Origin of the sequence: Polaromonas sp. CG_23.6 (genome assembly GCF_029892315.1) — a bacterium.
Classification (GTDB): Bacteria; Pseudomonadota; Gammaproteobacteria; order Burkholderiales; family Burkholderiaceae_C; genus Polaromonas.
In genome coordinates this window covers 522,891-540,585 of the sequence record NZ_JARXUY010000001.1, presented here as the reverse complement: position 1 = coordinate 540,585, position 17,695 = coordinate 522,891, and the positions used below count along the sequence as shown (strand labels likewise).

The 17,695-nt window shown below is 57.9% G+C and carries 16 protein-coding genes; 9 read left to right on the top strand and 7 right to left on the bottom strand.

Features of this window, described 5'->3' with window-relative positions; genetic code table 11:
• Nucleotides 1-19: 19 nt before the first annotated feature.
• Together H4V98_RS02615 and H4V98_RS02610 are read right to left on the bottom strand one after the other, a co-directional pair.
• A complete protein-coding gene (locus H4V98_RS02615) occupies nt 20-637 on the bottom strand; it encodes an HAD hydrolase family protein (RefSeq protein ID WP_196862554.1) in 618 nt (205 codons plus the stop codon).
• A gap of 1 nt (nt 638) precedes the next feature.
• Nucleotides 639-1,631, bottom strand: a complete 993-nt coding sequence (locus tag H4V98_RS02610; protein WP_196862555.1) for a KpsF/GutQ family sugar-phosphate isomerase — start codon at nt 1,629-1,631, stop codon at nt 639-641.
• Nucleotides 1,632-1,724: 93 nt separating this feature from the next.
• On the opposite strand from H4V98_RS02610, the gene H4V98_RS02605 reads away from it, so the two are divergent.
• Together H4V98_RS02605 and H4V98_RS02600 are read left to right on the top strand one after the other, a co-directional pair.
• Complete coding sequence (locus tag H4V98_RS02605; RefSeq protein ID WP_196862556.1) at nt 1,725-3,710, top strand: monovalent cation:proton antiporter family protein; 1,986 nt, start codon at nt 1,725-1,727, stop codon at nt 3,708-3,710.
• Between the two features lie 14 nt (nt 3,711-3,724).
• Nucleotides 3,725-4,270, top strand: a complete 546-nt coding sequence (locus H4V98_RS02600; protein WP_196862557.1) for a histidine phosphatase family protein — start codon at nt 3,725-3,727, stop codon at nt 4,268-4,270.
• 249 nt (nt 4,271-4,519) lie between these two features.
• Here H4V98_RS02600 and mnmE read toward each other — a convergent pair whose 3' ends face one another.
• Genes mnmE through rpmH form a run of 5 tightly spaced genes read right to left on the bottom strand, consistent with a single transcriptional unit; the run spans nt 4,520 to nt 8,619 of the window.
• Nucleotides 4,520-5,956, bottom strand: a complete 1,437-nt coding sequence (mnmE, locus tag H4V98_RS02595) for a tRNA uridine-5-carboxymethylaminomethyl(34) synthesis GTPase MnmE (protein ID WP_196862558.1) — start codon at nt 5,954-5,956, stop codon at nt 4,520-4,522.
• A 40-nt stretch (nt 5,957-5,996) separates the two neighbouring features.
• Nucleotides 5,997-7,706 carry a membrane protein insertase YidC gene (gene yidC, locus H4V98_RS02590; protein WP_196862559.1) on the bottom strand — a complete coding sequence of 570 codons (1,710 nt, stop codon included), beginning with the start codon at nt 7,704-7,706 and terminating at the stop codon, nt 5,997-5,999.
• Nucleotides 7,703-8,020 (bottom strand): membrane protein insertion efficiency factor YidD, encoded by a 318-nt coding sequence (gene yidD / locus H4V98_RS02585; RefSeq protein WP_196862560.1) that lies wholly within the window; start codon nt 8,018-8,020, stop codon nt 7,703-7,705. Before yidD ends, yidC begins: the two co-directional genes overlap by 4 nt.
• The gene (locus tag H4V98_RS02580; protein ID WP_196862680.1) at nt 8,017-8,427 is read right to left on the bottom strand and encodes a ribonuclease P protein component; all 411 of its coding nucleotides are present in this window, start codon (nt 8,425-8,427) and stop codon (nt 8,017-8,019) included. Before H4V98_RS02580 ends, yidD begins: the two co-directional genes overlap by 4 nt.
• A gap of 57 nt (nt 8,428-8,484) precedes the next feature.
• Complete coding sequence (gene rpmH / locus H4V98_RS02575; RefSeq protein ID WP_007862708.1) at nt 8,485-8,619, bottom strand: 50S ribosomal protein L34; 135 nt, start codon at nt 8,617-8,619, stop codon at nt 8,485-8,487.
• 220 nt (nt 8,620-8,839) lie between these two features.
• Between rpmH and H4V98_RS02570 the strand changes: the two genes are divergently transcribed.
• The 7 genes from H4V98_RS02570 (at nt 8,840) to H4V98_RS02540 (ending at nt 17,641) form a co-directional block, all read left to right on the top strand.
• Nucleotides 8,840-9,022 carry a hypothetical protein gene (locus tag H4V98_RS02570; RefSeq protein ID WP_196862561.1) on the top strand — a complete coding sequence of 61 codons (183 nt, stop codon included), beginning with the start codon at nt 8,840-8,842 and terminating at the stop codon, nt 9,020-9,022.
• A gap of 407 nt (nt 9,023-9,429) precedes the next feature.
• On the top strand, nt 9,430-10,827 hold the full coding sequence (dnaA, locus tag H4V98_RS02565) for a chromosomal replication initiator protein DnaA (RefSeq protein WP_196862562.1): 1,398 nt from the start codon (nt 9,430-9,432) through the stop codon (nt 10,825-10,827).
• A 245-nt stretch (nt 10,828-11,072) separates the two neighbouring features.
• A complete protein-coding gene (dnaN, locus tag H4V98_RS02560; protein ID WP_196862563.1) occupies nt 11,073-12,179 on the top strand; it encodes a DNA polymerase III subunit beta in 1,107 nt (368 codons plus the stop codon).
• A gap of 99 nt (nt 12,180-12,278) precedes the next feature.
• Complete coding sequence (gene gyrB, locus H4V98_RS02555) at nt 12,279-14,903, top strand: DNA topoisomerase (ATP-hydrolyzing) subunit B (RefSeq protein WP_196862564.1); 2,625 nt, start codon at nt 12,279-12,281, stop codon at nt 14,901-14,903.
• Nucleotides 14,904-15,364: 461 nt separating this feature from the next.
• A complete protein-coding gene (locus H4V98_RS02550) occupies nt 15,365-15,796 on the top strand; it encodes a BLUF domain-containing protein (protein WP_196862565.1) in 432 nt (143 codons plus the stop codon).
• Between the two features lie 37 nt (nt 15,797-15,833).
• Nucleotides 15,834-16,445, top strand: coding sequence for a 3'-5' exonuclease (locus H4V98_RS02545; protein WP_196862566.1), 612 nt, complete (start codon nt 15,834-15,836; stop codon nt 16,443-16,445).
• 83 nt (nt 16,446-16,528) lie between these two features.
• Complete coding sequence (locus tag H4V98_RS02540; protein WP_196862567.1) at nt 16,529-17,641, top strand: 3-deoxy-7-phosphoheptulonate synthase; 1,113 nt, start codon at nt 16,529-16,531, stop codon at nt 17,639-17,641.
• The last annotated feature ends 54 nt before the right edge of the window (nt 17,642-17,695 follow it).

Below are 17,695 nucleotides of genomic sequence, written 5' to 3'. Positions count from 1 at the left end.
CGGCTGATCGAGCTTTCCGTCATTCCAAATACCCGCGCAACAGCCCGGCATAGTGGCCGCTGGCCACCAGCAGCAAATCACAAAATTCGCGAACCGCCCCCTGGCCTCCGCGGGCCTGTGTGATGTGATGGGCGCGTGACCTGACTTCAAGATGGGCATGGGCAGGCGCGCAACTCAATGCCGCCCTGCTCATGACCGGCAGGTCGGGCCAGTCGTCGCCCATTGCAGCAGCGGCATTCCAGTCCAGTCCAAGCGCTGTGAGGGTTTGCTCGGCGGCCGGGCGCTTGTCTTCGGTTCCGAAGTGGCAATGCTGGATTCCCAGCGCGCGCAGTCGCCCACGCAGCACGGCGCTGTCCCGGCCCGTGATGACAACAGGCGTAATGCCTGCTTTTTGCAGCAACTTGAGTCCGTGACCGTCCAGCGTGTTGAAGCGCTTGATGGTTTCGCCAGACGCTCTGAACCCATCTTCCACCCGAGCGTGTTCGTGTCCGTCCGGATATTCCGAAAAATACAAGCCGCCATCGGTCAGGACGCCATCCACATCAAAAAATGCCACCTTGATGCTTTGGCCTTTCAGCAGAAGTTCCGGTGGAAAATTCAGGAACGGCACAGTCGTTGTAAGACAAGTAGTTGGCATGTCAGATGACCTTTGCACGCATCAGGTCGTTGGTACTGAGAGCGCCACAAAGCCTTCCAGCTTCATCCACCACCAGCATGCTGTTGATGCGGTGCAGTTCCATCAACGCCACAGCTTCCACGGCAAGCGCGCTTTTGCTTACGGTGCGCGGATCGACATGCATCACGTCAGCGGCGTGAAGGCTTCGCAAATCCGCGCCTTTCTCAACCAGCCGGCGCAAGTCGCCATCTGTAAAAATTCCAAGGACCTGCTGGCTTCTGTCCACGACAGCGGCAGCGCCCAATCCCTTGGCGCTCATTTCGCGCATGAGTTCGGTAAATGAAGTTTCTGCAAGCACCTGCGGAACAGCGCTGCCGCTGCGCATCACGTCGCTCACATGGGTCAGCAACTTGCGGCCCAGCGCACCGCCAGGGTGTGAACGGGCAAAATCTTCTTCGCGAAAGCCGCGCGCATCAAGCAGCGCCACGGCCAGCGCATCGCCCATGGCGAGTTGCGCCGTGGTGCTGGCTGTGGGCGCAAGATTCAGCGGGCAGGCTTCCCTGGCAACGCTGGTATCAAGCGTGATGCGGGCCTGTCTGGCCAGCGTGGATTCCCGGCCGCCAGTCATGGCAACCAGCGCCACGCCCAAGCGGCCCAATACGGGAAGAATCGCGACCAGTTCCTCGCTTTCGCCACTGTTTGAAATGGCCAGCACCACGTCGCTGGCCTGGATCATCCCCAGATCGCCGTGGCTGGCTTCAGCCGGATGCACGAACAAGGCGGCTGTACCGGTCGACGCCAGCGTGGCAGCAATCTTTCGCCCAATATGACCGCTTTTCCCCATGCCCATGACGACCACGCGGCCAGGGCAGGCCACCATCAACCCGACCGCCTGAACAAACTCATCGCCGATGCGGCTGGCCAGGTCCAGCACAGCCGCGGCTTCGATTTCAAACGTTTTCCTGGCCAGGCTCAAAGCCTGCCCGGCATCAATAGTCGCAGCATCAAAATTCATGGCTGCATTCTATCGATGCCGGTCACCGACAGCCATGCCAAAAGGCCCTCAAGACTGGCCAGTCATGCAATAGCCTTCAGCTACCATCACTCAATGAGTGCGCTTGAACTGACCCTTTTGTACCTGCTGGCCGCCGTACTGGGGGTGGTTGTTTGCCGCTCGTTCAAATTGCCGCCCATGCTGGGCTACCTTGCCGTCGGCGTGGTGATCGGCCCGCATGCGCTGGCTCTGTCGCAGGACTCCGAAGGCGTGCGCCACCTGGGCGAATTCGGCGTGGTGTTTCTGATGTTCGTGATCGGGCTGGAATTCAACCTGCCCAAGCTGCGATCGATGCGCCGCCATGTGTTCGGCCTTGGCCTGCTTCAGGTTGCGCTCACGATGCTGCTGGTCACGGCCGGTTCGCTGTTTTTAACGGTCATGGCGCCGACGCTCTGGAGCATGCAGTGGCAAACCGCATTGTCGCTGTCCGGCGCCATGGCCATGAGCAGCACCGCCATCGTGGTCAAACTGCTGGCCGAGCGGCTGGAAATGGCGTCCGAACATGGCAAGCGGGTGATGGGCGTGCTGCTTTTCCAGGATCTGGCCGTGGTACCGCTGCTGGTGCTGATTCCGGCACTCGGTTCGCCTGCCGACGAGTTGTTCATGAGCCTGGGCATTGCCGCGTTGAAGGCTACGGTGCTGCTGGGTCTGCTACTGACAGGCGGGCAGCACGTCATGCGCTGGTGGCTCACGATCGTGGCGCGGCGAAAAAGTGAAGAGTTGTTCGTACTCAATCTGCTGCTGGTGACACTGGCGCTGGCATGGCTGACCGAACTCGCTGGACTGAGCCTGGCGCTGGGCGCTTTTATCGCAGGCATGCTGATTTCCGAAACCCAGTACAAGCACCAGGTCGAGACCGACATCCGGCCTTTTCACGATGTGCTGCTGGGCCTTTTTTTCATCAGCGTGGGCATGATGCTGGACTGGCACCAGGTCGTTGACCATTGGGCGTTGGTGTTGCTGCTGCTGACACTGCCAATCTTGTTCAAACTGATCCTGGTCACGCTGCTGGCACGCGTTCTGGGCGCGACCGAGGGTGTATCGCTGCGCACCGGCCTGTACCTGGCGCAAGCCGGTGAGTTTGGTTTTGTCTTGCTGTCGCTGGCGCAAGACAGCAAGCTCATTCCGCCCGCCTTGATGAACCCCGTCCTGGCCAGCATGGTGCTGTCGATGCTGGCCACGCCCTTCATCATCCTCTACGCCAACCGTATCGTGATGAAGCTGGTCTCAAGCGAATGGCTGCAGCAGTCGCTTCAGATGACCACGATTGCCAGCAAGTCCATGAGCGCCAACAGGCACGTGATCATTTGCGGCTACGGGCGTTGCGGCCAGAATCTGGGCCGCATGCTGGAACGCGAAGGCATTCCCTATATTGCGCTGGACCTGGACCCGGACCGCGTGCGCCAAGCTGCTGCCGCAGGCAGCTCGGTGGTGTTTGGCGACGCGGTTCGCTTGCAGGCATTGATCGCGGCCGGACTGGTACGGGCCAGCGCCGTGGTAGTGACCTATCTGGACACAGCCAGCGCCTTGAAAGTGCTGGCCAACGCACGCACGCACGCGCCCACGGTGCCAATTATTGTGCGCACGGTGGATGACCGCGACCTGGAAAAGCTCAAGGCAGGCGGTGCAACGGAAGTCGTTCCGGAGGCGATTGAAGGCAGCCTGATGCTGGCCAGCCATGCACTGGCGCTGGTAGGGGTTCCCATGCGCCGCGTGATCCGCGTGGTGCAGGACCAGCGTGACGAACGCTATAACCTGCTGCGGGGTTATTTTCGGGGTGCTGACGACGACACGGCAGACGAGCTGGAGCAGGAGCGTCTGTCTACCGTGATGCTGGTTCCGGGTCTCAGTTCTGTTGGCCAGACACTCGGCGACATGGCACTGCAGATGGTCGATGTGCGCGTGGTCAGCCTGCGGCGAAACAATGGCAAGACGCTCAAGCCGCTCGACGACATCAGCCTCGAGGGGGGTGACACCTTGGTCCTGTCGGGCAAACCGGAGGCACTGGCGCTGGCCGAGCAGAAACTTTTGGACGGCTAACGATTCACACCTGCATGCTCAGACGACACTTTACCGGCGTATTGCTGGCTACACCCTGGCTGGCGCAGGCGCAACCCGATGCGCTGAGCGCGCGATTGCGCGCTGGCGCTTGCGTTGTGCTTTTGCGCCATGCGCCAACTGACTCCGGCATTGGTGACCCCTCGGGCTTTCAACTGGACCAGTGCAGTACCCAGCGCAATTTGAGCGCGGAAGGACGTGCCGACGCCGAACGCATCGGCGAATGGTTCAAATCGCGCGGTTTGGAACCCAGCGCCGTCCAGTCCAGCGCCTGGTGCCGCTGCAAGGACACTGCAGACCTGGCGTTTGGCCGTCACAAGGTATGGCCGGCGCTCAATTCATTTTTTACTGAATCCCGCACCAGAGAACCCCAGACAGCGCAGTTGCGCGCTGCTTTGAAGGAAATACCCGCAGGTAGGTTTGAGGTGTGGATCACGCACCAGGTCAACATGACCGCACTGACCGGGGAAGGCATGGCAATGGGTGAGGCGCTGGTGCTGGACACCACAGGAACTGTCCTTGCCCGAAGTACTTTTGCTTGAAACTACAGCGGTCTGCACAAGGTCCGTTGAATCAAGACCTCTTTTGCAAAAATGACATGTCACCCGGCTCACTTCTTGCCGGTCAGCTTCTTTCATTTTTTTAGCCAACGGGATGTCGGGACAGGATTTTTGGTTCACAGCGCAGCCCGACACGGTTGTTATGGCAAGGGTGGAGTCGGATTTACCTTGCTCGCTGCAGCCCTCTCGTTGAGCCGCCAGTCGGCTGAAAAAACCGTCATCTGGTGAGTTCTATTTCCCAATGCAGAATTTGGAAAAAATCTCGCCCAGCAAATCATCAGCGCTGAAGGCACCCGTGATCGAACTCAGATGCAACTGCGCTTGCCGCAAATCCTCAGCCAGCAGGTCGAGTGCGGGCATCACCGAGGCCAACTGGTCCTGGGCAGTCATCAACTGCAGGTCCACCTTGCGCAAGGCGCTGACATGGCGTTCACGCGCCATGAAAACCCCTTCAGGCGAAGCCTGCCAGCCGACGACCTTTAGCAACTGCTCTCGCAGGCTTTGAAGGCCGGCGCCGGTCTTGGCAGAAATCAACACGCCGCCGTTCACTTGATTCAAGGCTTCCGGGCTGGCCATGTCGGATTTGTTCCAGACATCGATGACTGGTGTATTTTTATGAAGTTTTACAGCCAGCGCGCTTTGCAGACGAAGGTCTTCAGCTATGTAATTAATAGCGCTTTCAACGCTGTCGCCGGTATTCTTTTGGGACAGGTCACGCAGGAACAGCACGGCGTCGGCACTTTCGATCTCCACCCATGCGCGCTGAATGCCGATTTTTTCAACTTCGTCGAGTGCCTCGCGCAAGCCAGCCGTGTCCACCACATGCAGCGGCACGCCTTCAATCTGGATCAGTTGTGACACCTTGTCGCGGGTGGTGCCGGCTATTGGGGTGACGATGGCCAGTTCGGCACCCGCCAGGGCATTGAGCAATGAGCTTTTTCCGACGTTGGGTTGTCCGGCAATTACCACCTTGATGCCTTCGCGCAGAATCGCTCCCTGGGTCGCACGCTGCAACACGCTGGCCAGAGTAGCCTGCAGCCGCAGCAACTGGCCTTGCGCATCGGCCTGCTGCAGAAAATCAATGTCCTCTTCCGGAAAATCCAGCGTCGCCTCGACCAGCATGCGCAAATGAATCAGTTGCTCCAGCAACAGATTGATTGCCTGCGAAAACTCGCCTGACATCGAACGCGCGGCGGACCGCGCAGCTGTTTCAGTGCTCGCGTCAATCAGGTCGGCAATGGCTTCGGCCTGCGCCAGATCAATCTTGTCATTGAGAAAAGCCCGCTCGGAAAATTCGCCAGGCTCGGCCACCCGTATCCCTGCCAGCACTGGCTGGCCGGTTACCGGATCAGTCGCAGCCGCTGCTTCAAGGCACCGTGCCAGCAACAGCTGCAGAACGACCGGGCCACCATGCGCCTGCAGTTCCAGCACGTCTTCACCGGTAAAAGAATGCGGGGCGGGGAAAAAAATCGCCAGTCCCTTGTCAATCACCTGCCCGTGGGCATCCCGGATGGCCAAGTAGGTCGCCAGGCGTGGAGAAAGCGCGCGACCGCACAGTGCCTGAACCACCGGCGCAATGCCACGGCCTGAAACACGGACGATACCCACGGCGCCGCGACCCGGCGCAGTGGCAATCGCAACAATGGGATGGTGATGGCGAGCCAGCATGACGCCTCAATGGTAAAGGGCCGCTGAGCGGCCCTTTTTATTATTTGAACTTCGGCAGGTTGAACTGCGGAGGAACACCCATCCGGGTATTGATGACCCACTGCTGGGCAATCGACAAGATGTTGTTGGTAATCCAGTACAGCACCAGACCGGCGGGGAAGAAGAAGAACATCACACTGAAAATCAGCGGCATGAACCACATCAGTTTGGCCTGCATCGGATCAGGCGGCGCGGGGTTCAGTGCCGTCTGCAACATGGTGGTCAAGGCCATCACGACAGGCAAAATGTAATAGGGGTCTGGCGACGACAAGTCCCTGATCCACAATATCCAGGGTGCACCCCGCATCTCGACGCTGGAAAGCAGCACCCAGTACAACGCGATAAAAACCGGAATCTGGACCATGATTGGGAAGCAGCCCCCCATCGGGTTGACCTTTTCCTCGCGGTAGATTTTCATCATCGCCTGCTGCATTTCCTGCGGCTTGTCCTTGAGGCGCTCACGCATTTCCGTGATCTTGGGATTGATGGCCTTCATCTTGGCCATGCTGGCATAGGCCTTGGCGTTGAGCCAGTAAAAAGCCATTTTCAGCAGCAACACCAAGGCCACGATAGACCAGCCCCAGTTCTGGATGAAGCTGTGCAATCTGTCGAGCAGCCAGTAGAGCGGTTTGGCCAGAATCGTCAGCCAACCATAGTCCTTGACGAGTTCCAGTCCTGGCGACAGGGCTTCCAGAACTTTTTCCTCTTGAGGACCGACGAAAAATTTCGAATCGATGGTTTTTGTCGCACCCGGCGCGATTGAATCCAGTGGTGTGATCATGCCGACGGCATAAAGGTTGGCGTCCACCTTGCGAAAAAACAGGTCGCGTTTCAGGCCGTCGGGCAGTATCCAGGCCGATGCAAAATAATGCTGCACCATGGCCACGTAGCCGTTTGTCGCCTGTTTTTCTACATCCACCGAGTTGTCTTCGATTTTCTTGAATTCAACTTTCTGGTACTTCTGGGCTTCGGTGTAAATTGCCGGGCCAGTGAAAGTTGAATAAAACGACGATTCGCCGGGCGGCTTGTTTCCGTCGCGCACGAGTTGCAGGTAAAGCTGCGGAGCCACTGGCGTGCTGCCGGTGTTGATAACTTCATGGCGCACCGCCAGGTCATAGGCGCCGCGCTTGATGGTGTAGGTCTTGAGCAGTTTCACACCGCCCAGGTCGGCTGATTCAAATTGCACCTGCAATTCGTTTTGTCCATCCTTGAATGTGCGCTCGCCTGGCAACAAGGTCATTGATGTCTTGTGGGTGGGGAAAGTACCACCACTGGCGCCGGCAATCAAGCCGGTTTGCGCCACATAGACGCGGTTGGCGCTTTCATCAAGAAGCACAAATCCCTTGTCCTTGTTGACCATGTCCTTGTACTTGACGAAAGCCGAGTGAACCAGTGTCCCACCCTCGCTGTCGAACGTCAGGGAGAGTACATCGGTATTGACGACCAGGCGTTCCCTGGCAGCAGACGGTGCAACCGATGGCGCGCCTGAAGGTACCGCTGCCGGAGAACCGGACGCGACGCTGGCTGCGGGAGTCGGCACGGCAGCGCTGCCTGCAGACGCTGGTGCAGCGGCAACGGGCGCTTTGGCCGTCTGGGTACTCGAGGGGAAAAAAGTGGCTTTGTTGCCATGAGAGACCTGCCACTGATCCCACAATAAAACCATGGAAAAACCAAAAATCACCCACAAGATGGTGCGGCGGATGTCGTTCATGACGGCGTCTTTTTAGAAGGAATGGAAGCCGCAGGCGTAAACAGGCGGCTGAAAAAAGAGGCGGATTGTGGCGGCGGCACCGGATCATGTCCCCCATCGCACCAGGGATGACAGCGCGCCAGGCGGCGCAATGTCAGGTAACTGCCCGTCGCTGCACCATGCTGGCGCAATGCCTGCAGAGAATAAGCTGAGCAACTCGGCTCAAAACGGCAGTTTGAACCCAGCGAAGGGCTGATCAGCAAGCGGTAAGCCATAACCAGACCCATCAAGGTTTTTTGCGGAAGGCATACCAAGGTGGTCAAAATGCGGCTCATGCGGCCTTGGCTCCAGCTTGCATCAGGGTTTGAATTTCACGACGAACCGCTTCCCTGAGCTGATCTGAAACAGCACTGACAAATTCCGTTCGTGCAAAACCGCTGCGCAAGCGAACCACAAACGCAGCCTGGGGATACATCTGGGAAAAATCGGCACTCACCGCGTAAATTTGTCTTTTGATGGCATTTCGGGTCACAGCCCGTTTGGCCCAGCGTTTTGGAACCATCGCACCGATCCACGTGTCCTGTGGGTGAAACAATCTGTCGATCTTGGCCGGTTCGACCGTCGGCAATAGCGCAATCCTGGCATCGAGCCGATTCCGGTGCAGAGCAAAGTGTGGTGTTTTTGCAATGATGGTTCCAGCTAAAACGGCCTGAAACTGTGCCCGCGTTTTAAGCCGAAGCACTGGCACCCAGCATCAGTTGAAGCGCAAAAAAATGAGATTGCCTGCAGAAAAATCAGATTAAACAGCCAGACGTTTACGGCCTTTGGCGCGACGCGCAGCGATCACGGCACGGCCACCGCGTGTTTTCATGCGGGTCAGGAAACCGTGGGTACGGGCGCGTTTGACTTTGGAAGGTTGGTAGGTGCGTTTCATGATAAATCCTGGTGGCCCTCACGGGCTTGTTACTGGGCTGTCAGCTGTAAAGCTTCATTTGGCGATTCGAATGATCTTGGTGGCTGTACGAAACCACGACCAATCTGGCAAGTCTCAACAACCGGCGTCACATCTGCTTCACCCTGACAGGTGAATTCGATACGAAGTCACACACAAAGCTGCGCAGGCAACATCAAGCCGCTACGAATCGGGAAAACCCGTGATTATCACAGATTTCTTGGCGGTGGCAACCGGGGAAATTGACAGACTGCTGGTACAGACCGAAATCCAGGCCGACAGGGAACCGATTCAAGCCCTGAAACGAGGGCAAGGCCTCAAACCGGTCATCTGCTTCGCTGGAGTTGCTGCCGCTGTCTTCATCTTTAATTCTTTAATTCTTTAATTCAAATTAGTAGCAGTAGTAAGGGGCGCGCTTTTCTGTGGACAGCCCGATTTTTGTGTTTTATATCAAAGGCTTGGCGTTTGTTTAACCACATAGCAAAACGCTATGAAAGTAGTCGGCGGAATATGAACAACTTTACGTTTTTCCAGAAGCCTGTGGATAAGTCATCACTTGCTAAAAAGTTATCCCCAGCGTTTGGCCCGCATCTGTGGAGTGCAGACCTTATGCCGGTTGGCTAATAAACAAAAAAACACCGCAGGACGATGTTTAAGTTGTCCGACAGGTTTGGGAAATCCCTGATTTGTGGATAACTGGCCACCCCGACTACAATTGCGGGTGCTCAAAATTAACAATATCCACAAGCAGCGGGCTGCTGCTTTGCTTTGGCTTGCAGGACATAAATTGTCATGAGCAAAGCTTCTGTTTCGGATCAAACCGATGACTTGTGGCAAATCTGCATTGATCATCTGGCCCAGGAGTTGCCTGAACAGCAGTTCAACACCTGGATAAAGCCTCTCGTCGTGGTGGTTGAAGCCGACTTGTCCAAGGCGACTGTCCAAGTTGGCAATCGCTTCAAACTCGACTGGGTGCGGGCGCAATACGCGGCGCGTATTGCGGCGCTGCTCGAACAGTTTTCTGGCCAGCGAATTCCGATAGAGTTGACTCTCGCACCTCGGGATGCGCCCACGAAGTCAGAGCCGCTGATTCGAAAATTCGATGCTGTCGCAGGCATCGCCGAACAGGCCCCAACGGTCGCAACGGCAGAAGATGCGGGTTCAGCCTTCAAAAACAGACTCAATTCCGCACTGACGTTCGACACGCTGATCGAAGGCACGGCCAACCGCATGGGCCGGGCTGCAGCGCTGCATGTTGCCAGCAGTTTGGGCCAGCTCTACAACCCGTTGTTTATTTATGGCGGCGTCGGCTTGGGGAAAACCCACTTGATGCATGCGATCGGCAACAAGCTGATTGCTGACAATCCGGCCGCGAAAGTGCTGTATATCCATGCCGAGCAGTTTGTCTCGGATGTGGTCAAGGCTTACCAGCGCAAGACGTTTGACGAATTCAAGGAACGTTACCACTCGCTGGACCTGCTGCTGATCGACGATGTGCAGTTTTTGGCCAACAAGGACCGCACGCAGGAAGAGTTTTTCAATGCGTTTGAAGCCTTGCTGACGAAAAAATCGCACATCGTGATGACCAGCGACACCTACCCCAAGGGGCTGACCGACATCCACGAACGACTGGTGTCACGCTTTGACTCCGGCTTGACGGTGGCGATCGAGCCGCCCGAGCTGGAAATGCGCGTTGCCATCCTGATCCGCAAGGCGGATGTCGAGGGCGCGGTGATGCCCGAGGAAGTGGCGTTTTTCGTTGCCAAGAATGTCCGCTCCAATGTGAGGGAACTCGAAGGCGCATTGCGCAAGATCTTGGCGTACTCGCGCTTCAACCACAAGGAAATTTCCATCCAGTTGGCACGCGAGGCATTGCGCGACCTGTTGTCGATTCAGAACCGGCAGATTTCGGTTGAGAACATCCAGAAAACGGTGGCCGACTACTACAAGATCAAGGTCGCCGACATGTATTCCAAGAAACGGCCGGCCAGCATTGCCCGGCCGCGCCAGATCGCCATGTATCTTGCCAAGGAGTTGACGCAAAAGAGCCTGCCTGAAATCGGCGAGCTGTTTGGCGGGCGTGACCACACGACGGTATTGCATGCTGTACGAAAAATGGCGGCCGAACGGCAGCTGATGACCGAACTCAACCAGCAGCTCCATGTGCTGGAGCAAACACTCAAGGGCTGAAAACCAGACACTTTTAAAAGCTGTGGACAAGTTTTGAACAAGTCACCACTTATCCACAGGAGCAGATGACAATCAGAAGTTGTTCATGTTGGACATACCCTTCGCAGGGTGTGGCAGCACATGGTTAAACAACTGCCAAGTGATTGATCGGAAAGGGAATAATGGTGCTGTCCACAGAAAAGCGCCTCCTTTACTACTGCTACTAATTTGAATTAAAGAATTAAAGAGATAAGACAGAGGAAAACATGATCGTTCTGAAAGCCACCCAAGACAAGTTTTTAGGCGTCCTGCAATCGGTTGCCGGAATCGTGGAGCGCAGGCATACCTTGCCCATTCTGGCCAATGTGCTGATCCGCAAGACGGGTGCGCAGTTGCAGCTGACCACCAGCGACCTGGAAATCCAGATTCGCACGACGGCCGAGCTTGGCGGGGATGACGGTGACTTCACCACCACGGTGGGCGCCCGCAAGCTGATCGATGTACTGCGGTCCATGCCGAACGACCAGACGGTGTCGCTCGAATCCAGCCAGAACAAGCTGATTCTCAAAGGCGGGAAAAGCCGCTTCACGTTGCAAACCCTGCCCGCCGAGGACTTTCCGCTGGTGCAGGAAGCGGCCAGCTTCGGCCCGGTGTTCTCGGTGCCACAAAAGGTGCTCAAGGAATTGCTGAACCAGGTGTCGTTTGCCATGGCGGTGCACGACATCCGCTATTACCTCAACGGCATCTTGTTTGTTGCCGAAGGCAAGCAGCTGAGCCTGGTTGCCACCGATGGCCACCGGCTGGCGTTTTCGTCGGCGACGCTCGACGTCGAAGTGCCCAAGCAGGAAGTGATCCTGCCGCGCAAGACGGTGCTGGAAATGCAGCGTCTGCTCAGCGACAAGGAAGGCGCGATCGAAATGCAGTTTGCTGGCAACCAGGCCAAGTTCAGCTTTGAAGGCATGGAATTTGTCACCAAGCTGGTCGAAGGCAAGTTTCCCGACTACAACCGCGTCATTCCGAAAAACCACAAGAACATCATCACACTGGGCCGCGCGCCTCTGCTGGCCAGCCTGCAACGCACCGCTATTCTGACCAGTGAAAAATTCAAGGGCGTGCGGCTGAACATCGAGCCTGGCACATTGCGCGTGGCCTCGAACAATGCCGAGCAGGAAGAAGCCATTGATGAACTTGACATTGACTACGGCGGTGACTCGATCGAGATCGGCTTCAACGTGACCTACCTGATTGACGCCCTGAACAACATGAGTCAGGACATGGTGAAAATCGAACTGTCCGACTCCAACAGTTCGGCCCTGCTCACCATTCCGGACAATACCGCCTTTAAATACGTCGTGATGCCGATGCGCATTTGAGGCAATCGGAAGCGCAATACGCCTGAAACGTAAGACAGACCCGCGACGCTTCGCGGGTTTGGTCATTCAAGAGATTGAAGAAATTGGGAACAGCTGGCCATGACTGAAGAAAACAAACTGAACGAAGCCGATCAAGTCCACGTCTCGGACGGATTGGCGGGCGAAGGAAGCTCCAATTTCCAGCCCAAGATCGACACCAACCAGGCCGGCGCGTCCGAAGCCTATGGCGAAGGCTCCATCCAGATCCTCGAAGGCCTGGAAGCCGTGCGCAAGCGGCCCGGCATGTACATTGGCGACACCTCGGACGGCACCGGCCTGCACCACCTGGTGTTCGAGGTGGTGGACAACTCGATCGACGAGTCGCTGGCCGGCCATTGCGATGACATTTTGGTGACCATCCACACCGACAACTCGGTCAGCGTGGTGGACAACGGCCGGGGCATTCCGACCGGCATCAAGATGGACGACAAGCATGAGCCCAAGCGTTCGGCGGCCGAGATTTCGCTGACCGAACTGCACGCCGGCGGCAAATTTAACCAGAACAGTTACAAGGTGTCGGGCGGCCTGCACGGCGTGGGTGTCAGCTGCGTGAACGCGCTGTCGAAAATGCTGCGGCTGACGATTCGCCGCGACGGCAAGGTGCATGTCATGGAGTTCTCCAGGGGCTTTGTGCAAAACCGCATCCTGGAATCGGTCAACGGCATCGAGGTGTCCCCGATGAAGGTGATGGGGCCGACCGACAAGCGCGGCACCGAAGTCCACTTTTTGCCGGACACCGACATCTTCAGGGAAAACAGTGATTTCCATTACGAAATCCTGAGCAAGCGCCTGCGCGAACTGAGCTTTTTGAACAACGGCGTGCGCATTCGCCTCAAGGACGAGCGCACCGGCAAGGAAGACGACTTCTCTGGCACCGGCGGCGTCAAGGGTTTTGTCGCCTTCATCAACAAGGGCAAGACCATCCTGCACCCGAACGTGTTTGCCGCCATGGGCGACCGCCAGAGCGACCAGGGCACGAATATCGGCGTCGAAGTGGCGATGCAGTGGAACAGCGGCTACAGCGAGCAGGTGCTGTGTTTCACCAACAACATTCCGCAGCGTGACGGTGGCACCCACCTGACCGGCCTGCGCGCGGCGATGACGCGCGTCATCAACAAATACATTGACGACAGCGAGCTGGCGAAAAAAGCGAAGGTCGAGGTCACCGGCGACGACATGCGTGAAGGCCTGTGTTGCGTGCTCTCGGTCAAGGTGCCCGAGCCAAAATTCAGTAGCCAGACCAAGGACAAGCTGGTGTCCAGCGAAGTGCGCGGCCCGGTCGAAGACATTGTCAGCAAGCTGCTGCACGACTACCTGCAGGAGCGGCCGAACGACGCCAAGATCATCGTCGGCAAGATCATCGAAGCGGCCCGCGCCCGTGAAGCCGCCCGCAAGGCGCGCGACATGACGCGGCGCAAGGGCGTACTCGACGGCATGGGCCTGCCCGGCAAGCTGGCCGACTGCCAGGAAAAAGACCCGGCGATGTGTGAAATCTACCTGGTCGAGGGCGACTCCGCGGGCGGCTCGGCCAAGCAGGGACGCGACCGGAAATTTCAGGCGATTTTGCCGCTCAAGGGCAAGATTCTGAATGTTGAAAAAGCGCGCTATGAAAAGCTGCTGACCAGCAACGAAATCCTGATTTTGATCACTGCCCTGGGCACCGGCATCGGCAAGGGCGGCGGCGTGGGCGGCACACCCGGCACCGACGACTTCAACGTGGCCAAGCTGCGTTACCACCGCATCATCATCATGACCGATGCCGACGTGGACGGCGCGCACATCCGCACCCTGCTGCTCACCTTTTTCTACCGCCAGATGCCCGAGCTGATCGAGCGCGGCCACATCTACATTGCCCAGCCGCCGCTGTACAAAGTCAAGGCCGGCAAGGAAGAGCAGTACCTGAAAGACACCGCTGCACTCGACGGCTTCTTGCTGCGAATTGCGCTCAGGGACGCAGCGGTTCAAACCAGCGTCGATGAAAACGCCGTGTTGACCGGCGAAGCGCTGGCTGAACTGGCACGCAAGCACCAGCGTGCCGAGTCGGTCATCAACCGCCTGAGCGGTTTCATGGATGCCGAAGCGCTGCGCGCCGTTGCCGATGGCGTGTCAATCAACCTCGACACGGTGCTTGACGCCGAAGCGTCCGCTGTTGCACTGCAAGCCAAACTGCGGGAACTGAACACAACCGGTGCTCCCGCCGACGTTGCGGGCGAGTTCGACGAACGCAGCGACAAGCCGATTTTGCGTATCAGCCGTCGCCACCATGGCAATGTCAAAAGCAGCGTGCTGACGCAGGACTTCGTGATCGGTGCCGACTACGCCACCCTGGCCGAAGCGGCTTCTGCGTTCCGTGGCCTGATCGGCAGTGGTGCCAAGGTCATGCGCGGTGAAGGCGACCGGCGCAAGGAAGAAAAGATCACTGACTTTCGCCAGGCCATGCGCTGGCTGATCGGCCAGGCTGAAAACGGCAGCTCACGCCAGCGCTACAAAGGCCTGGGTGAAATGAACCCCTCGCAGCTTTGGGAAACCACGCTTGACCCGAAAGTGCGCCGCCTGCTCAAGGTGCAGATCGACGACGCCATCGAAGCCGACCGCGTGTTCACCATGCTGATGGGCGACGAGGTCGAGCCGCGCCGCGAGTTCATCGAACAAAACGCGCTGCGCGCCGGGAATATCGATATTTGATGTTTTTTCAGGTGTGAGCAAGGGCTTGCTGCTCAAGGTAAGCGCCAAGGCGCATGCGTTCTGGCCGGCAAGCAAATTTTTGGCAACTGTTCAGCTTTCTCCATGCTTTTCGTATTGTTTTCTGTCATTGCGATCTGAGCCTGTGCCCCGGACTCGATCTGGGGATCCGCAATCCATGACCGTGTTGGAAAAATTCATGGTTTCCGGGTCAGGCCCGGGATGACAGAGGGTAATGTCACTGCACTTCAATCTGAAAAGTGATCTGCATAGTTGCATTCTTTATAACAAAATACGCCTCTAGCGCACACTGGGTAAGCGTTAGTAGCTATTATTTAAATAGCTAAAAATACTGATGTGTTGTCTGTTGAGATACCAGTCAAACGGATTTGGTGCCAAAAATTGAATCTGTGAATTATTGAAAGCTGTATTTAGCTCGCGACCTCGAATCAGGAAAGTCCAACATGTCACCACTTCGTTCCATTGTTTACACCAGCACTGCTGTGAGTCCAATGAACTCCGGTGATCTGGAGGCGCTGCTTGTAGATGCGAGGAATTTCAATCGCCAGAATGCGATCACGGGCGTACTGCTCCAAAGTGGCGATAATTTCATGCAATGCTTCGAAGGCCCTGAAGATGCCGTGCAGCGGGTGTACCAACGCATCCTTGGCAGTCGCCAGCACACCGATGTGCTTGAGTTCATGAACCTACCAATTCAAAAGCGGACCTTCAGCGACTGGGCCATGGGTTCTGCCTTGACGACGCGGTCGGAACATCTGGCGCTCTCGACCGCGCAGTGGAGCCAATTGAACAGTGAATTGAATTTTTCACCGTTCACGCCTCCGGGCCTGGCGATGCTTCAGGTTTTCTGGAGCATGCGACAAGGCAAGCCTTGATCAGCCCTGACGTCACGCGTTTTATGATCTGTTTCCCATGACCCTTACTGCTGTCATCGACTTTGAAACCACCGGCATTTCGCCCGGCTGCGGCGACCGCGCCACCGAGGTCGCCATTGTGCTGCTCGAAGGCGGCCAGGTGGTTGACCGTTTCCAGAGCCTGATGAATGCGGGCGTCCGCATTCCATCCTTCATCACGCAGTTGACCGGCATCACCAACGCCATGGTGACCAGCGCCCCAGATGCCGGGCAGGTCATGCGGGACGCCAGCCGGTTTGTTGGCGCGGTGCCGCTGGTGGCGCACAATGCTGCGTTTGACCGCAAGTTCTGGCAGGCCGAACTGGCCCAGGCCGGGCTGGATGCACCGCAACCCTTTATTTGCACCCTGTTGCTGTCGCGCCGGCTCTACCCGCTGGCACCGAATCACAAGCTCGGATCGCTGGTCGATTACCACCGTTTGCCGCGCACCGGCCAGGCGCACCGGGCCTTGGCCGATGCGGAAATGGCCGCCGGCCTGCTGGGCCAGATCCACCACGATTTGCGTACCCGCCACGGCGTGGCGCAACCCGACAACGCCTTGCTGATGGCCTTGCAGCGTTGCGCCAAAGCGGCAGTCGGCAATTTCATGGCCAGGCACGCCCAAGCGTGAATTTTTCTATTTGCTATTAAATAAATAGCTATCAGCGCTCTCCTGACGTGCGCTAGAGCCCATAAACACCAAAAATCCAGCTTATGAACAATCGTGTCCGCCCCGCTACGCCACTTTCCACCCACGACACCACCCGCATCGACGACCTGCGCATCGGCGCGGTGCGTCCGCTGATCACGCCGGCGCTGCTGCAGGAATGGCTGCCGGCCCCCGACAGCGCACAGGCGCTGGTGGCCACCAGCCGCGCTGCGATTTCGCGCGTGCTGCACGGCGCCGATGACCGGTTGGTGGTGGTGGTCGGGCCGTGTTCCATCCATGACCACGCGCAAGCCATGGACTACGCCCGCCAGCTCAAAGCCCAAGCCGATGCACTGCAGGACGATTTGCTGATCGTGATGCGCGTGTATTTTGAAAAGCCGCGCACCACCGTCGGCTGGAAGGGCTACATCAACGACCCGCACCTGGACGGCAGCTTTGCCATCAACGAAGGGCTGGAAATGGCGCGCCAGCTGCTGCTCGACGTGCTGGCGCTGGGCCTGCCGGTCGGCACAGAATTTCTCGATTTGCTGAGCCCGCAGTTCATCAGCGACTTGGTGAGCTGGGGCGCGATTGGCGCGCGCACCACCGAAAGCCAGAGCCACCGCCAGCTCGCCAGCGGCCTGTCGTGCCCGGTCGGTTTCAAGAACGGCACCGACGGCGGCGTCAAAGTTGCAGCCGACGCCATCCAGGCCGCGCAAGCGCCGCACGCTTTCATGGGAATGACCAAGATGGGCCAGGCGGCGATTTTTGAAACCCGTGGCAACGACGATTGCCATGTGATTTTGCGCGGCGGCAAGCAGACCAACTACGCCAAAGCCGATGTCGATGCGACCTGCGCGCAGCTTTTGGCCGCCGGCCTGCGCGAGCAGGTGATGATCGACGTGTCGCACGCCAACAGCAGCAAGCAGCACCAGCGGCAGATCGAGGTCGCCGCCGACGTGGCCGGCCAGGTGGCGGCGGGCGACCACCGCATCATGGGCCTGATGATCGAAAGCCACCTGAACGAAGGCCGGCAGGACATCGTCGCTGGCCAACCCCTGAAGCACGGCGTGTCGGTGACGGATGCCTGCATCAGTTTTGCGCAGACCGTGCCGGTGCTGGAGACGCTGGCGGCGGCGGTGCGGGCGCGGCGTTTGGCGGTGCTGGCGCCAGCGTGAATTTTTGCAAGGCGATGGGTGCATGGTGCTGCTGACATAAATCGGTCTGGATGA